We start from the raw sequence: 17,225 nt of genomic DNA on the forward strand, positions 1-17,225 counted from the left end.
TCCTATAGCAAATCGCTAGAGTTTAATTGTAAACAAGGGAAACATTATGAAACTGAATAAATTAATCTGCTCACTAATGATTATCGGGTCTACTTCATTAACTGCATGTATGCCAAGTAATGTGGGAGGGGCTAATAATGCTTCGGTTACATCTGAAAGTGCTCATACTGAAAGCAATGTTGCTTCGAAAAATGGTTTACCTACGGATGCTAGAGAAACTGTTGACTATGTTGCTAAAGGAATTGCCAGTGCAGCTCTTGATTTGCCTTTTGGTCCTTTAAAATTTATCTCAAATTTTGCAATTGATGGAATAATCACTGCGATTTTTGGTGAGCAAAAAGATCAAACGCTTGAGACGCTAGAGCAGATGAATAAAAAATTGGATAAAATTTATACCAATCTTGAAACTGCAATCGGAATTTCTGAAACAACAGCGACTACACTGTCACAGTTTTATGCTAGTAATATGATGAATGATTGGGCAAACGGTTTATCAAAAATTGACAATCTAGCCAACGAGGTTACAAGTAAATATAGTAATCTTGCAACGCAACGGGTATTTGGGAACTCTATAACTTCTGGACAACTTGAAAAGCTCTATGCGTATGCACAACAACAAGGGAAAAGTAAAGATACCTTGCTCGCACTTGATGCCATGATTAATTATAGAACTAGCAAGGTGGGAACTTCTTCTGATTTATTCAATGCCTTTAGCACGAATTTTAAAAGTAGTGGTGGTAGTGGGGAAATAATGGTTAAGCTAAATAAGGGAAAACAAAATTATCTTAATGCTCTTGTGAATATTGCAGCGCATCCTGATTTTATGGCTAAAATTCACGATTTTAACGGTCAAATTTTATTATACCAAAGCAAGATATTTGGCTCATACCAGAAACTTTATAACATCCAGCTAGCTCAACTTGCTTATCGTTATGCTAGTGGTGCTAACATTCAGTTAAGTAATCTTGATTTACATGATGTCAAGGCAACTGGGTTTGAGGGCTTTAAACAGGCAGTGCTAGTATTAAATGAAACCTATAACCGACTCTTTGCTCAGCTAACTAGCGAAATTAAAACTAATTTTTCACCAATAAATGATGCTGAACTATATAGTTTTGTTAATGTGGTTTTTAATTCTGAGCGTCCTTTACTAGATAAAAATACTTTTGTGCTTAATAATCAGGGAACTATTCATCCGGGAAGCTGCATTATAAATAACCTTACATTTAATGAAGTAAATCGATCTTCTGGTAATAATGCCGGAGTAGCCACACTAGGTGCAAGATGCGTGGTTAAGTATGATTCGCAACGCCACGAAGCTACTTATATTAATACCTCAATTGATATCCCATATGTCATGTCAGGTGGAGTTATTAAACGTTATGCCGTCTCTGGAATTTATTTTGATCAACAATCGCAGCAGCTAAAAACCGCAGATCAAACCGGAAATACTGCCACTGACTTGAATTCTGATGATGTAAATAAATTATGTGCTAGTGGAAATGATATTGGGCGCAATAGAAATGTTGTTGATTTGGCTGATAATAAGTACGTAAGCCGTGAAGGTGCTAGATTTTATCAGGAATTTGGAATTAAAGCTGATACCAATGTCTTTATATACCCAGTAAAAGATGCTACAGATAAAAAGGATACTGGTTTACCCTCTAAAGATTGGACGAGGGTTAGAGGTACTTATTCAGCTGAGATCAAGGCTGGGTTACATAAAGTTAACTGGGTTAAAAAACCTGATATGGATACTTATAATACCAGCTATCTAGGACTGGCAAATGGGAAAGCTTTCTGTGTAAATATGATTGCCTATCATTATAATAATAATGATTCTGTTAAGACCGAATTTGGAATTCATGGAGTTGGGAATAATTCATTAAGAGTGGATAATAAGAATATTACCTTTAATAGTGGAAATTATCTTCAAATTAGTGGCTTAATATTTAAAGAAAATGAATTAAATGATAAGCCTTATGATTGGGGATTAAATGGAATTGGTTTGTGGAACATCACTAGCTCAACGCCAACTCCGGTATATACGACAGAAAATTATTCAAAAATACAATAATTAATAATAATTTTCGGAAAAAGCATCAGAATTTATCTGATGCTTTTTTAATATACTCGTTGATATAAACGATGTTAATAGAAAGGAAAGACTGCTAGCGTTAATAACCAAGATTTGGGGCTAACCATTTCTCAGCTTCTTCAATTGGCATTTGTTTACGAGTAGCATAATCTTCAACCTGATCACGTGAGATCTTACCAATTGCAAAATATTTTGATTCCTGATGATTGAAGTAATAACCAGACACACTACTAGCCGGATACATGGCAAAATTTTCAGTAAGTTTTGCACCCGTGTGGGTTTCGGCATCAAGTAGCTGCCAAATTTTGGCTTTCTCAGTATGTTCTGGGCAAGCAGGATAACCGGGTGCGGGGCGAATACCACGATAACGCTCATAAATCAAATCTTCATTGGATAGATTTTCACCAATTCCGTAACCACAATATTCACGCATTTTTTTATGCAGGCATTCAGCTAATGCTTCAACTAGTCGATCGCCCAGCACTTTTGCCATGATTGCATGATAATCATCATTAGCCTTTTCGTATTGATCAGCTAATTTTTCAACATCATGCATAGTTACGACAAACGCACCGAGATAGTCTTTATAGCCAGAATCAAAAGGGGCAATATAATCTGCCAGCGAATAATTTACTTCCTTATCGTTTTGCTGACGGAGGAAACATAATTTATCAGCTATGCTACTATCTGTATTATAAAGGATTACATCCTGATCAATACTGTTTGCCTGCCACCAGCCGATTACTGCTTTTGGCTCAAATAGTCGATTAGTAATAATTGTTGAAAGCATTTTTTGCGCATCATCGTAGATTTTATGGCATTCAGTACCATATTTTTCATTATCCATGATTTTCGGATACGTGCCTTTAAAGCCCCAAGCCCAGAATAAAGGCGACCAATCGATATACTCAGCAATCTCTGCTAGCTCAATACTAACTGGATGTACGCCTAATTGTTTGGGAATTGCAATATCTGTTTGCGACCAATCACAACGGTATTTTTTATTGCATGCTTCAGCAAATGAGGGTAATTCGGTCTTACGCTGCAAAGTATAATGATCATCCCGAAGTTTGGCATATTGCGCACGCACATCGTTAATGTAGCTATCATAAGTTGCTGGATTAAGTAGTTTGCTACAGGCTTCGGCAACAAGGGAAGCATCATTGATGTGGACAATTGCACCGCTATAATGCTGCATGATTTTCACAGCAGTGTGGAGTTTAGAAGTAGTTGCTCCGCCGATAAGTACCGGAATGGTAAAGCCATTTTCTTCAAATTGCTGGGCATTATAAATCATCTCATCCAGTGATGGGGTAATCAGTCCACTCATGCCGATAATTACCGCATTATGTTTACGCGCCGCATCCATGATTGCCTGACAGCTTACCATTACGCCGAGATCAACCACTTCATAACCATTACAACGTAGTACGAGTGACACAATATTTTTACCAATATCATGAACATCACCCTTGACTGTTGCCATGATGATAGTTTTTTTCTCCTGCACCCCGGCTTCACTAGCTTTGGCAATCTCTTCCATAAACGGCTCAAGATAGGCAACTGCTCGTTTCATCACTCGTGCGGATTTAACTACTTGTGGCAAAAACATCTTACCATCGCCAAAGAGTTGTCCAACAATTTTCATGCCATTCATTAGCGGCTGTTCAATTACATTCAGTGGAGTGCCATATTTGGTGAGTGCTTCGGCAGTATCCTCGATAATATAAGTATCAATACCTTTTACTAAAGCATGACTAATCCGCTCCTCAAGTGGATCACTTCGCCATGCATCAATCTGTACCGTTTCGGTGGCTTGCCCTTTATACTTTTCTGCCAAGTCAAGCAAATCCTCAGTTGCGCTATCATCCAGATTTAGAATCACCCGCTCACATGCTTCACGTAGTGGCGGATCAATTTCATCATAAATGGTTAGCATTCCGGCATTGACAATCCCCATATCCAGACCAGCTTTGATTGCATGATATAAAAATACCGCATGCATCGCTTCCCGAACTACATTATTACCACGAAACGAGAAAGACAGATTGGAAACACCTCCAGAAGTTAGCGCATGCGGACAGGTTTGTTTAATTTCGCGAACTGCCTCGATAAAGCTCACACCATAACTATTATGTTCCTCGATTCCGGTTGCAACGGTCAGGATATTTACATCAAAAATAATATCGGCTGGATTAAAGTCTAATTCTTTGATGAGTAAATTATAAGCTCTTTGACTAATTGCTACCTTATGCTCCTGACTAACTGCCTGTCCTTCTTCATCAAAAGCCATAATAACAACAGCTGCACCATAGCTTTGGATAATCTTGGCTTGACGTAGAAACTCTGTTTCGCCCTCTTTTAGTGAAATTGAATTTACAATTGCTTTACCTTGTACACATTGCAAGCCGGCTTCGATTACCTCAAATTTTGACGAGTCAATCATAATCGGTACCCGGCAAATTTCTGGCTCACAAGCTACTAGGTTGAGGAATTTGGTCATACATTCGATAGCATCCAGCATACCATCATCAAAGTTAATATCAATTGCATTAGCCCCATTTTGTACCTGCTGTTTGGCAATTTCCAATGCCTCACTAAAATTGCCTTCACGCACTAGTCGGGCAAATTTTGGTGAACCAGCAACATTGGTTCGCTCACCCACCATATAGAATTGATGGATTTCGCTATTATTGATTATCAATGGCTCTAAGCCAGACAATGTTGTATAACTCGCTGGGGTATTTAATTTATGTGCTTCACAGGCTTTGGTTCTGGCAACAATGGCGGCAATATGTTCTGGCGTTGTTCCACAGCAGCCACCTAGGATATTCAGTACGCCATGTTTAGCAATATCGTAAACATATTCGGATGTCATTTCTGGAGTTTCATCATAACCTGTTGGTGCTAATGGGTTTGGTAAGCCTGCATTGGGGTAGCAGCTGACATAGCAATCACAGACTTTAGCTAAAGCGGCTACATATGGAGCCATATCTTTAGCACCTAGTGCACAGTTTATTCCAACAGCAAGTGGCTTAGCATGAGCAACTGAATACCAAAAAGCTTCGATAGTTTGCCCGGATAAGGTTCTACCTGATAGATCGGTAATGGTAACCGAAATTATCACCGGGTATTTACAGTCATTTTCTCTTTCTACTTGCTGGATAGCTGCCAGACAGGCTTTCATATTTAATGTATCAAAAGAAGTCTCAGGTAATAAAATATCTGCACCAGCATCGATTAATGCGCGAGTTTGCTGATAGTAAACTTCTTTTAATTGATTAAAGGTATGGGTACGAAATTCGGGACGATTAACATCCGGTGAAATCGAGAGCGTCACATTAGTTGGACCAATTGCGCCAGCTACATAACATCTACGCGCTGGGTTTTCTGCCATTACCTCATCACAAGCTTCACGGGCTACTTTAACCGCAGCAGTATTGATTTCAGTTACCAGATTTTCAAGCCCATAATCCTTTTGTGAGATTCGATTAGCCGAAAAAGTATTAGTTTCAATAATATCACTACCAGCTAATAGATAATTCTTATGAATTTCCTTAATTATTTCCGGGCGGGTTAGTACTAGTAGATCATTATTGCCTTTTAGGTCATGCGAGTGATTTAAAAACTGTTCACCACGAAAGTCAGCTTCAGTCAACTTATAGCTTTGGATCATGGTACCCATTGCACCATCAAGATAAACAATGCGTTGATTTAAGATTTGCTTTAATTCATTTATTATTGGTGATTGATGCACTGATTAATCCTTATTTATTGTAACTTTGTGGTTGATTGATTTATCCAGCCTAAATACTCCGGTAATCCTGCTGCAATATCCAGAGTAATAATTTCTGGGACATCATATGGGTGATTTTCTTTTATTGCTTTTTCGAGTTCTGGATAACAATCTTTAGTGGTTTTAATTAGCATGCTAACTTCAGTTGTTTCTTCAAGTTTATTATCCCAAAGATATAGTGATTCAACTTGCGGCAGAATGTTGACACAGGCGCAGAGCTTTTCTACTAGTAAAAGTTTGGCTAGCTTATGCGCTGTTTCTTTATTTGGGGTATTACACAGTACTAGTAAAAAACCATTCATATCTAAATTTAATCAAAAAAAGCTGGGTGATAACCCAACTTTTATTTACATGCACTTAATGTGGCATTGGTAATCGTAACTGGGCTATTTGGTACATCCTGATACATTCCTTTTGAGCCAGTTTTAACCGAAGCAATTTTATCAACTACATCCTGACCTTTAGTAACTTTACCAAAAACTGCATAGCCTGGGTTACTTGGAGTGTAATTTAGAAAATCATTATCTTTAACATTGATAAAAAATTGTGCAGTTGCTGAATCTGGATCATTAGTACGTGCCATAGCAATGGTATATTTATCATTTTTAAGACCATTATTAGCTTCATTCTTGATTGGCGCTCTGGTTGCAGCCTGATTCATATCTTTATCAAAACCACCACCTTGAATCATGAAATTAGGAATTACACGATGGAAAATCTTATTTTTATAGAACCCAGATTCTACATATTGATCGAAATTAGCCACAGATAGAGGAGCTTTAGCCTGATCTAATTGTAGCTCTATTTTCCCATAATTAGTAGTAAGGCAAGCTTGAACTGGTTTACTTGCAGGAGCTGCATAGCTATTTGCACTTAGTATCGCTGAAGTAGCAATCAGCATTGTAAGATATTTATTCATATGCATTTCTTTCTTAATAAATGAGTTTGGATATTTAAGACAATTTAATTTTAACTACAGATTATAACAAGTTTGAATTATTTATTTTCAATAAAAAATACCGGACTAATTAATCCGGTATTTAAGAGTTGAGCTAAATATTTCTTAGCGTTTTGTCCATGCTGATTGCCATGCTGAACCAGTTCCTGGTGCATATGCCCAACTAGCACCATTACACCATGCAGTATAAGGCCATGGTTTACATTCATAAATGTTACCATCAGCTCCTTGAACAATACTGCCAGCAGCATAGGAGCCTGTTCCACTCGGATATACTGGGTAGTTACCTGGGGCTGGTGTAGGGCTTGGTGTAGGCGTTGGAGTTGGCGCCGGAGTCGGACTAGGTGTTGGGGTAGGAGTGGGCGTTGGGGTAGTCCCAGAGCAATTACTAACTACACCCCAAACTTTACCAGAACCGTCAACCCCATTATTTTCGGCAGGATTGTTTCCACTAGTCCACCATCTGGCTTTATAAATTACGCCGTCATAAGAAACCTGATTACCGGCTGTATATACACTGGTACTACTCCATGTTGATACTGTGCTACATTCACTACTTGCCGGGGTATTTCTGACTACATATGACCATTCATCTGTGCTATCCGATGATTTATAGACATATACCTGATTCTGACCACCACTATTAAAGACAACTGTACCATTACTTAATATACCAGCTTTCACCTGGACACTATTTTTGAAAGTGTAATTATTGATTGCAGTAGCTAGGTTTTGTTCAGCATTGGCTACGCTAGTAACACTAATATTACTAATCGTATCTGTTTCTACACCATTCTTGTTAAGTGCAAAACTTAATTTGTCACCAGCCTTAACTGTTTGTAACCAGTCTGTCAATTTATAGCCAACTGCTGACCATGAGACTGTTACCGGATTTGGATCATTTTGTTTAGTTAAAGTATAGCCATAAACCGCATTTGATTCCGCGACACCCTTATTGATGTAAACATAATCTTTGCTTTGATTTGCTTCATCATAAGTAACTGCGCCAGTAGTTGTGTTTAGTACACCAATGGCAGCCAAGGCGTTTAAGCTAGTATCATTATTAACTTTTGCAGCAAGGATGCTATCCCATTTTGAAAGGTTATTCGCAGTTATTGATAGGGAGTAGCTTGCAATTACGCTATTATTTTTAGTTAGCTTGAACGTTACTAGCTCATTTGCCTTAGGCTGACTGATTGAAGAAATCCATGACTTGCTATCAATTGCATTCCAGCTAGGTGTAACTACTACTCCACCTCCATCAAATTCGACATCTGCACATGAAACAAAGTTTTCCCCGACCGGATCAACACGTTGCCAGATACTGACAATTACCTGTTTGCCTTGTAATTGTTGATTGGCAAGCTGTAATTTACAATTGTAATTATCCGTTCCCTTACTGGTTCCAGCCGCATCACAACCTGATAGATAATGTAGGTCTTGCCAGCTTGGTGTTGGGTTATACTCGCCAGCTTTATAATTGGTAATAAAAGTAAAGTGATTACTTGGCGTGTGCGCTGCCGTTTTCGTCCACGCAAAATTTACTGTTTGTCCATTACTTACTTTAGTTATTTTATTAGCAGGAAGTGGCTCAAGGAGTCTTGACCATGCTGCGTGTCCATTTGAGCATAGATTACCGTTTTGTATCGCATGATTTTTCTTGAAGAAGCCTAGTGGTCCGCCACTAAACCCAGTTATTTGCGCATAAGTAGAACTACCGCCAGCTATGAGGTTACTAGCAACTGATTGTGGTTCATATCCAACAGCTCCACGATCAGTTTGGTATAGATAATCTACTCGGGTTAAGGGTAATGTTTGCCAGCCATGCGCAAAAACTTGCGTGCTTATTGCTGATGATACACATACCGCTATGATTCTTTTTTTCATTATTCACTCCCTCGTTATTTTATATTTTAGTTGTTTATTTTAGTGTTTTAGTTTTTATCCACAGTATTTTGCTATATTGGTAGTGGAATCGTCAATTAATAAAAACGTATAACATTTATACAAAAAACGTGAGTTTTTTGGTCATGCATAGTAGATGAATTATTTCCAGGGAAATTAGCGATGGTAGTATAATAAACTGCTTGAATAAAACAATATATTTTTGGAGCAATTTAAATGCCAATACCTACCCCACACATTGAGTTATCTGATATTAGTCAAATTGCCAAAACAGTTATCATGCCGGGTGATCCGCTAAGAGCCAAATTGATTGCTGATAGTTATCTAAGTAATGTTATACAGATTAATAGTGTACGTAATATGCTCGGTTATACTGGAGAGTACAAAGGACATAAAGTTTCAGTAATGGGTAGTGGTATGGGCATGCCTAGCATGGGGATTTATTCTTATGAGTTATATTCCTTTTATGGGGTTGAAAACATAATACGAGTTGGTTCAGCTGGTTCATATAGTGCCGATCTTGGATTATATGAGGTGGTTTTGGCTAAAGACGCTTGGAGTGAATCAAGCTACGCTAAAGTACAAGGTGGGTATGATAAACCATTTATTGAGCCATCAGATGCACTGAATGCACGAATTTTAGCTGCTGCATCTAGTATTAATACTCCTGTAAGAGAGCTTCGCATTCACAGTTCAGATGTATTTTATCGTGAGCGTTTTGAAGATTATATTGACATTAACCGGGAATATGGTTGCGCTTGCGTAGAGATGGAAGCATTTGCTTTATTTGCTAATGCTAAGGCATTGAATAAACATGCCGCGTGTTTATTAACTATTTCAGATTCTTTGGTAACACATGAAGCTACTACTAGTGAGGAGCGGCAAAATTCTTTTACCAAAATGCTACAAATTGCACTTGAGGCATCTATCTGAAAATTGTCAATAGAAATTATGCGTTTATAACGAATATCACAATCATGGGTAGCTTTTGTTGCAACGGCTTTTTATATAGGAATGAAGATTGTGAAATATGTTAAAATGCTTTTAGATTATCTGTATTACATTACGTACTAAAGGAAATTAGATGAAAATTGCTGATATTAAAAAAAATGCTTTTGCTATGCCACTTACTTCACCAAGTGCATTGCAGATTGATTACTCTTTTGGGAATCGCGAATATCTGATTATTGCTTATGAGACAGACCTTGATGCACTTCAAGCAGTTGTTCCTGAGCCATTAAAGGTAACGAGTAATATAGTCAAATTTGAATTTATGAAAATGCCAGATGCTCATGGGTTTGGTAGTTTTACCGAAGCTGGGCAAGTTATTGAGGTAGAGTTTGATGGTAAGCCTGGTACTTATTCTCACATGATGTTTTTAGATGATTTAGCACCAATTGCAGCAGGTCGTGAGATCTGGGGTTTTCCAAAGAAATATGCTAGTCCAAAGTTGGAAATTGATGTGGATACTCTGCTTGGAACTTTGCACTATAACAGTGTTACTGTTGCTGTTGGGACAATGGGGTTCAAATACCAGCCGCTTGATATTGCTAAAATGCATAAAAATCTGACCGAAATACCAAATTATCTGATAAAAATAATTCCACATGCAAATGGTAAGGAAGCAAGCTTGTGTCAACTGGTTCGTTATTTCCTAAAAGATGTAACGGTGCATGGTGCTTGGACTGGACCTGCTGCACTACAGCTATTTGAACATGCTTTAGCACCTGTTGCGAAGTTGCCAGTGCGAAAAGTTATTAGTGGAACACATTTAATTGCTGATTTAACTTTAGGGTTTGGTGAAGTAGTTTATGATTATTTAAAGGATTAATTGACATAATCTTGCCTTTATTCGGAAAAGCTGAGTGGTTGAAAGCCACCTGCTTTTCTCTCCCTTAGCAAACAGACTAATACGTTAATTTGGCAATCCTAACCTATGGATTTATTTTCAAAGTTCATTTCTTCCATTCTATCTTCGTATTAAACAAATAACTATACATAAAACTACAATACTGATTCTAAGGTTAAGCGTATAGTCATTGAATAGTGTAAAATTATGCAATTATAAAAATGCTTTAATCAGCAAGCTGATATCAAATAAAGGAATTAGATCTAAGATGACAAATTTAAGCGGTACTTTATTAATTGAGTTTTTAACTGAGGAGTTACCTCCGATAAATCTTGAACAAAATATTGGTAATCCATTTGCCGAGAGTATTCGCGAGCAGATTGCTGGTTTTTTACATGATGATAGTAGCTTAAAGGTAATTGTAGCTCCACGCCGTTTTGGTTGCGTTATAAATGGGGTTAATTCGATACAAAAAGATCAGACTTTACTCCGTAAAGGTCCAGCAATTAGTATGGGGCTAAAAGATGGTAATCCACAGCCAGCATTACTTGGTTTTGCGAAATCATGTGGCACCGATTGGCAAAATCTGGAGCAACGTGATGATGGTTACTTCTATTTTACTTCGCTAGTTAAAGGCAAATCTCTGGATGAGGTTTTACCGGAAACAATCTTAAATGGCTTAAAAAAGGTTCAGATTGCTAAAGGGATGCGTTGGGGAGATAATGATTTTACCTTTGTCAGACCTGTGCATGGACTTACTGTAATGTTTAATGACAAGGTTATTGATTGTGCCGCTCTTGGTGTTAAAAGCCATAATGAGACTAATGGTCATCGTTTTATGTCTAAGGAATCAGTGATTTTTGCTGATGCCAGCGAGTATTTTACTAAGCTTGAAGCGAGTGGTAAGGTAATTGCTGAATTTAATGCACGTAAAAAATTGATTAGCGAAGGGTTAACTGCTAAAGCTAGTGAGCTAGGCTTTACCATTAGTCCAATAGATGGCTTAATTGATGAGGTAACGGCATTAGTCGAGTGGCCAGAAATTTTAGTTGGTGAATTTGATAAGAAATTTCTTAACGTACCGCAAGAGTGCTTGATTTTATCGATGGCAAAAAATCAGAAGTATTTTGCTTTACTTGATAATAATGGCAAGCTAACTAATAAATTTCTTTTTGTTAGCAATCTAATCTCTAAAGATCCACAGGTGATTATCGAAGGTAATCAGAAAGTCTTATCGGCGCGTCTGGCTGATGCTGAGTTCTTCTTTGAATTTGATAAGCGCACACCATTAAAAGAGTTTGTCAGTAAGATGGCAAAGGTCGTTTATCATAATAAATTGGGTAGTCAGCTTGAACGCATTAAGCGCTTGCAACAGATAGCTGCTGGGATTGCATCATCGTTAGGTGTAGATGAAAATCTGGCATCGCACACTGCATACTTGTTAAAGGCTGATCTGGCAACAGAAATGGTTGGTGAATTTCCAGAGCTTCAAGGTATAATGGGTAAGTATTATGCCGAATTTAATCGAGAAACCCAAGAAGTTGCGAATGCGATAGAAAAACACTATTACCCACGCTTTAGTGGCGATGATTTGCCAGACAGTAACTTGGCAATAGTTATGTCATTAGCCGATAAACTAGAAACCCTAGTTGGGATCTGGGGAATTGGGCTGATTCCAACCGGAGATAAAGATCCGTATGCTTTACGACGGGCAGCTTTGGGTATCGTACGGATTTTACTTAAACATAAAATTGACTTGAAATCTCTACTTGAGATTACATTTAGTGCATTTAAAGATAAAAATTTTGATGCTAAAATTATTGCTGAATTGTATGAGTTTATTCTCCAACGAGCAGAGAATTATTTAACTAGCGTAGGTGGTTATTCAACTCCAGTTGTTAGAGCCGCGTTAAAATCATTATCTTATCAATTTAAACGCGACGATTTAGGTATTGATAAATCATTGACAAGACTAGATAAGCTTTTACCTTATCTGAGTGATTTAGGTCAAGATACTAAAGCAACCGAACTAATTCAGGCAAATAAACGGATTAAGAATATTCTTGAGAAAAATGTTAGCACTGAATTAGGTGAGCCTAGTTCCAGTATATCTGAAAAAAATCAGTATGATGAGAAGTTATTTGAATTTTTATTTAAATTTAATCAAAATGCAGCAATTGATGAGGAATATAAAAATTATTTCAATGGGTTGCTAAAGGCTGGACCAATACTTGCCGCTTTCTTTGAAAATGTAATGGTAATGGATGAGAACTCAGATATAAGAAACAACCGTTTGGCTTTATTACAAGCTGCACAAGTTCGCTTTAATTATATCTGCAACTTTGCTGAATTATCGTAATTATGTCCGGAATTTTCCAGAAAGTGACCATTAAATGAAATTAATCTTTCTTGATCGTGATGGTGTAATAAACCACGATAGTGAAGCATACATCAAAAATGTTGATGAATTTGAGCTTTTGCCTGGTAGTATTGAGGCAATTGCCAATTTAAGTCAGGCTGGCTTTAATGTGATTGTTTGTACCAATCAATCCGGTGTTGGACGTGGGCTTTTTAGTATGGAAGAACTGAATGAAATTCATATTAAATTGCATCAGCTGGTAGATCAAGCAGGTGGTAGCATTAGTGCGATTATTTTTTGTCCACATGTTCCAGAAGATAATTGTAATTGCCGTAAGCCTAAGCCGGGAATGATACTTGATATTTGTGAACGGTTTAATGTCGATAATATCTCCAATATAATGATGATCGGTGATAGTATTCGTGATCTTGAGGCAATCAGTAATGCTGGAGGTATTCCATTACTTGTCAAAACTGGCAATGGTAAAAAAACGCTAATGAAAGAAAAATTACCTTTGGGTACTCTGGTATTTGAAAATTTGCTTGAAGCTAGTGAATATATTATTGAAAAAGAGCAGCGTGAAAATGCAGAAGAATAAGCTGACCCCATTTATTGTAATTCGTTCATGTATATTCTGGCTTCTAGCGGTAGCAGCACTTCCAGTTTATAATGTGGTGATGTTATTTATCTGGCCATTAAACCGACAGCAGAAGCATCGAATAATTAATAGCTCTGTCCGTTATTTCTCTTTTTTATTACAGCATGTTGCTGGAGTCAAACATCAGGTAAGCGGTTTAGAGAATATTCCAGATAAACCTGCACTTATTGTCTCAAATCATCAATCTGCTTGGGAAACTATTACGTTTAATTGCATTTTTCCGCCGATAGTGTGGATTATGAAAAAAGAGATTTTATCAATACCGCTTTTTGGTTGGGGGGCACGGATGTGTTCGCCAATTGCAATAGATCGCAGTCGAGGAGAAGATGCTTTACAGCAGGTAATTGAGCAGGGTAATGAGCGTTTTCGGCAAGGATTTTGGATCTGTATCTTTCCAGAAGGTACCAGAGTTAAGCCAAAAGCACGTAAACCATTTAAATATGGTGCTGCTAAATTGGCAATCAAGATGGAGGTTCCTATAATTCCTGTTGCTCATAATGCTGGTTATTGCCTACCAAAAAATAGTTTTTGGTTTTATCCCGGAATCGTAACGGTAAAAATTGGCAAGCCTATTTATCCAGATGATAATGACCCAACCGATCTTACTTCAAAGGTTAGAAGCTGGATAACGGAACAATTGGATCATATGGGTAGTTAGTCAGATGCCGCGTTTTTATGTTGATACTTTATTAAATGTCGGAGATGAAGTCTCGCTACCTCCTGATGTGGTTCGACATATTACTGTGTTACGTCTGAAGCTACAGCAAGAGATTACTTTATTTAATAATGATGGACATGATTACCACGCTAAGATCGTGGAATTAGGTCGGCGTGAGGCTTCGGTGGTGATTAACAATAAAGTTAAAAATCAGACTGAAGCTAATTTTATAATTACGCTTATGATTAGCCTGATTTCCAATGATAAACTAGAGCTGGTTATTCAAAAAGCTGTTGAACTCGGTGTGCAAAAAATAATTCCTGTAATTACCGAGAAAACTCAGCGAATCAAGGCTGAACGCGAAGCAAGTAAACTTGAGCATTGGCGGAAAATAATAATTGCAGCTAGTGAACAGTGCGGAAGAGCTAAGTTAGCAACAGTCTCTGAAATAAAGGAATTTGCTACTGTTATAGATGAAGATAAAAGTGAGATAAATTATATTTTATCACCACATCACGCTGCAAGTAAGTTGGCTAAAGTTAATAATCCGCAATCAATTTCCTTGCTTATTGGTCCAGAGGGGGGATTTACTGAGAGTGAAATCAGGCTTGCTAATGAAGCTGGGTTTCATAATCTTAACTTGGGTAAAAGAATCTTACGGGCGGAGACAGCAGCAATTACGGCAATTTCATTATTGCATTGTCATTTTGGCGACTTTCAAATTAATTAATAAGGGGAATATAAAATGAAATCAGCAATGGTTAAACTATTTTATCTGACAACTGCAATAGTATTAATTGCGTGTGGTGCTGGTACGGATGGACAAAATATGCCTATTGGTGGCACGGCTTTTACTGGGACCTTTACGCCAGGGATTGGCAATTTATCTAATGGTGGCGCCAATGCTTGCATCAGTAATGGTCCTGAACAGCTAACCTTTATTGTTCAGGAATCAACTACTGTCTTTTATGATTTGAATATAGGTTCTGGTCAAATACCAATAATTCAAGGAAGTTTTGTCAATGGTGGGCAAAATGTTAACCAGAATAATCCTTGTTTCAATGGGGTAGTTAGCTATTCTACCTGTGCGGCAGCACAGTCAGGTACAATTACTTTTAATGCTTGTAGTGTGACATTGCAAGGTAGTATCTATGTTTTTCAGGCAACATATTATTTATATTCAGCAGATGGTGTTTCTATAGGATCAGGACCGATATATGCAACCAAGTAATGGACGTAGTGGATACAATCGAAAAGCAATTGACTGGATCAAAGACGCATGGCATCTGGCAAAACCATATTGGACTAGCGAGCAAAAATATAAAGCTTATGCACAAATTATTGCAGTTATTGCATTAAATTTGGCTTATGTTTATATTACAGTAGTTGCAAATAGTTGGTATAACTCATTTTATGATGCATTACAGCGTTATGATAAAAAGCTCTTTACACCTCTAGTAATAAAATTTGGCTGGATTGCTTTCTTCAACGTAGTGGTACAATTAATATCGTTTTACATTCGTAAACATCTGGAAATTGGTTGGCGTCGTTGGATGACAGATCGCTACTTGAATAATTGGTTATCTAATCAAGCATATTATAAGAGTAGATTTACCGAGAAGGTTGATAACCCAGATCAGCGTATTAGTGAGGATATTGGTAGTTTTATTGGTTCATCCTTAGATTTGAGCCTTGGGCTATTAACATCGATAGTAAGCTTGTTTTCTTTTGTTGGTATTTTGTGGCATTTATCGGGTAATTTTAATTTTACTCTATTGGGGCATAAATTATATATTCCGGGCTATATGGTTTGGTTAGCTGTTCTTTATGCTGGATTAGGCACGTACATCACATTTAAAATTGGTAAACCATTAATTAAGCTTAATTTTCGTCAACAAGTATATGAGGCGGACTTTCGTTTTGGTTTATTGCGGATTCGTGAATATAGTGAAGAAATTGCCTTTTATAACGGTGAGCAACAGGAAAAGACTGGCTTAACTGGGAAATTTCATAATGTTGTTGATAACTTTATGCGCGTAGTTAAACGAACACTAAAAATTAATGGTTTTAATTTCGCTTATGGGCAAACCTCAGTTTTATTTCCTCTTTTGGTGAATGTACCACGCTATCTTGCCAAAGGGATGACTCTTGGTGATTTGATGCAAACTATGTCGGCTTTTGGTCGGGTACAAGATGCGTTATCCTATTTCTTAGATGCATACGGTTCACTTGCTGGTTGGCGTGCGGTAATGGATCGTTTATACGGTTTTGAAGAATCAGTAGTTAATGCTACAAATTTGCATGGGCTAGAGAAATTACCGGACCAGAATGGATTATTACTGGTAAGTAATTTAAGTATTAATTTACCGAATGGTAAAAATCTAGTGCAAGGCATAAATTTTAAATTATCTGCTGGCGATCGCTTATTGATACGCGGGCGTTCAGGTAGTGGAAAAACCACTTTGCTACGCTCACTAGCTGGATTATGGCCGTATTCTACCGGTGAAATAAGGGTTGCAGATGTAGCTAGCAATGAGTTATTTGTTGGGCAACGTCCATATGTACCAGCAATCAGATTGCGTGAAGCCATTTGTTATCCATTAATTGAGAATTTACCGAATGATGAAGCGTTAAAAGTAGTCCTACGTGAGTGTGGTATTGCCTATCTTGCCAGTCGCCTCGATGAAATCAGTGATTGGGGTAAAATACTATCATTAGGCGAACAGCAGCGCCTGGCTTTTGCTCGGATCTTAATAAATGCTCCAACCGTAATTTATCTCGATGAATCTACCTCAGCACTGGATGAAGAAATGGAGCAGCACCTATATCAGCTACTTCAAGATAAATTACCAGCAAGCGTGGTAATTAGCGTTGGTCATCGGAGTACGTTAAAACAGTGGCATAATCAGGAATTAGATTTTAATCAGTTACAAAGTGCATAAAG

Annotated in this window: 13 protein-coding genes; 9 read left to right on the top strand and 4 right to left on the bottom strand. The window is 37.6% G+C overall.

Annotated features, from left to right (window positions below):
• The first annotated feature begins 46 nt into the window (after positions 1 to 46).
• Positions 47 to 2,077, top strand: a complete 2,031-nt coding sequence (locus CUN60_RS01480) for a hypothetical protein (protein ID WP_102950328.1) — start codon at positions 47 to 49, stop codon at positions 2,075 to 2,077.
• 100 nt (positions 2,078 to 2,177) lie between these two features.
• Here CUN60_RS01480 and metH read toward each other — a convergent pair whose 3' ends face one another.
• The 4 genes from metH to CUN60_RS01500 form a co-directional block, all read right to left on the bottom strand.
• On the bottom strand, positions 2,178 to 5,855 hold the full coding sequence (metH, locus tag CUN60_RS01485; protein ID WP_102950329.1) for a methionine synthase: 3,678 nt from the start codon (positions 5,853 to 5,855) through the stop codon (positions 2,178 to 2,180).
• A gap of 14 nt (positions 5,856 to 5,869) precedes the next feature.
• A complete protein-coding gene (cutA, locus tag CUN60_RS01490; protein ID WP_102950330.1) occupies positions 5,870 to 6,196 on the bottom strand; it encodes a divalent-cation tolerance protein CutA in 327 nt (108 codons plus the stop codon).
• A gap of 41 nt (positions 6,197 to 6,237) precedes the next feature.
• Positions 6,238 to 6,813 (bottom strand): peptidylprolyl isomerase, encoded by a 576-nt coding sequence (locus tag CUN60_RS01495; protein ID WP_222593281.1) that lies wholly within the window; start codon positions 6,811 to 6,813, stop codon positions 6,238 to 6,240.
• A gap of 144 nt (positions 6,814 to 6,957) precedes the next feature.
• Positions 6,958 to 8,739 (bottom strand): lytic polysaccharide monooxygenase, encoded by a 1,782-nt coding sequence (locus tag CUN60_RS01500; RefSeq protein WP_102950332.1) that lies wholly within the window; start codon positions 8,737 to 8,739, stop codon positions 6,958 to 6,960.
• Positions 8,740 to 8,973: 234 nt separating this feature from the next.
• Here CUN60_RS01500 and deoD point away from each other — a divergent pair, with 234 nt between their 5' ends.
• The 8 genes from deoD (at position 8,974) to CUN60_RS01540 (ending at position 17,223) form a co-directional block, all read left to right on the top strand.
• Positions 8,974 to 9,690 carry a purine-nucleoside phosphorylase gene (gene deoD, locus CUN60_RS01505; protein WP_102950333.1) on the top strand — a complete coding sequence of 239 codons (717 nt, stop codon included), beginning with the start codon at positions 8,974 to 8,976 and terminating at the stop codon, positions 9,688 to 9,690.
• 151 nt (positions 9,691 to 9,841) lie between these two features.
• Entirely contained in the window at positions 9,842 to 10,588 is a 747-nt protein-coding gene (locus tag CUN60_RS01510) for an acetoacetate decarboxylase (RefSeq protein ID WP_102950334.1), read from the top strand.
• A gap of 286 nt (positions 10,589 to 10,874) precedes the next feature.
• Positions 10,875 to 12,965, top strand: coding sequence for a glycine--tRNA ligase subunit beta (gene glyS, locus CUN60_RS01515; protein ID WP_102950335.1), 2,091 nt, complete (start codon positions 10,875 to 10,877; stop codon positions 12,963 to 12,965).
• Between the two features lie 34 nt (positions 12,966 to 12,999).
• The gene (gene gmhB, locus CUN60_RS01520) at positions 13,000 to 13,563 is read left to right on the top strand and encodes a D-glycero-beta-D-manno-heptose 1,7-bisphosphate 7-phosphatase (RefSeq protein ID WP_102950336.1); all 564 of its coding nucleotides are present in this window, start codon (positions 13,000 to 13,002) and stop codon (positions 13,561 to 13,563) included.
• Positions 13,550 to 14,281 carry a lysophospholipid acyltransferase family protein gene (locus tag CUN60_RS01525; RefSeq protein WP_102950337.1) on the top strand — a complete coding sequence of 244 codons (732 nt, stop codon included), beginning with the start codon at positions 13,550 to 13,552 and terminating at the stop codon, positions 14,279 to 14,281. Before gmhB ends, CUN60_RS01525 begins: the two co-directional genes overlap by 14 nt.
• 4 nt (positions 14,282 to 14,285) lie before the next feature.
• Entirely contained in the window at positions 14,286 to 15,011 is a 726-nt protein-coding gene (locus CUN60_RS01530) for a 16S rRNA (uracil(1498)-N(3))-methyltransferase (protein WP_102950338.1), read from the top strand.
• Positions 15,012 to 15,026: 15 nt separating this feature from the next.
• Positions 15,027 to 15,512: a hypothetical protein gene (locus tag CUN60_RS01535; RefSeq protein WP_102950339.1), complete on the top strand. Its 486-nt coding sequence runs from the start codon at positions 15,027 to 15,029 to the stop codon at positions 15,510 to 15,512.
• Positions 15,499 to 17,223 carry an ABC transporter ATP-binding protein/permease gene (locus tag CUN60_RS01540; RefSeq protein WP_102950340.1) on the top strand — a complete coding sequence of 575 codons (1,725 nt, stop codon included), beginning with the start codon at positions 15,499 to 15,501 and terminating at the stop codon, positions 17,221 to 17,223. The genes CUN60_RS01535 and CUN60_RS01540 overlap by 14 nt, the downstream gene beginning before the upstream one ends.
• Positions 17,224 to 17,225 lie beyond the last annotated feature (2 nt).

Source organism: Aquella oligotrophica, assembly GCF_002892535.1.
Classification (GTDB): Bacteria; Pseudomonadota; Gammaproteobacteria; order Burkholderiales; family UBA11063; genus Aquella; species Aquella oligotrophica.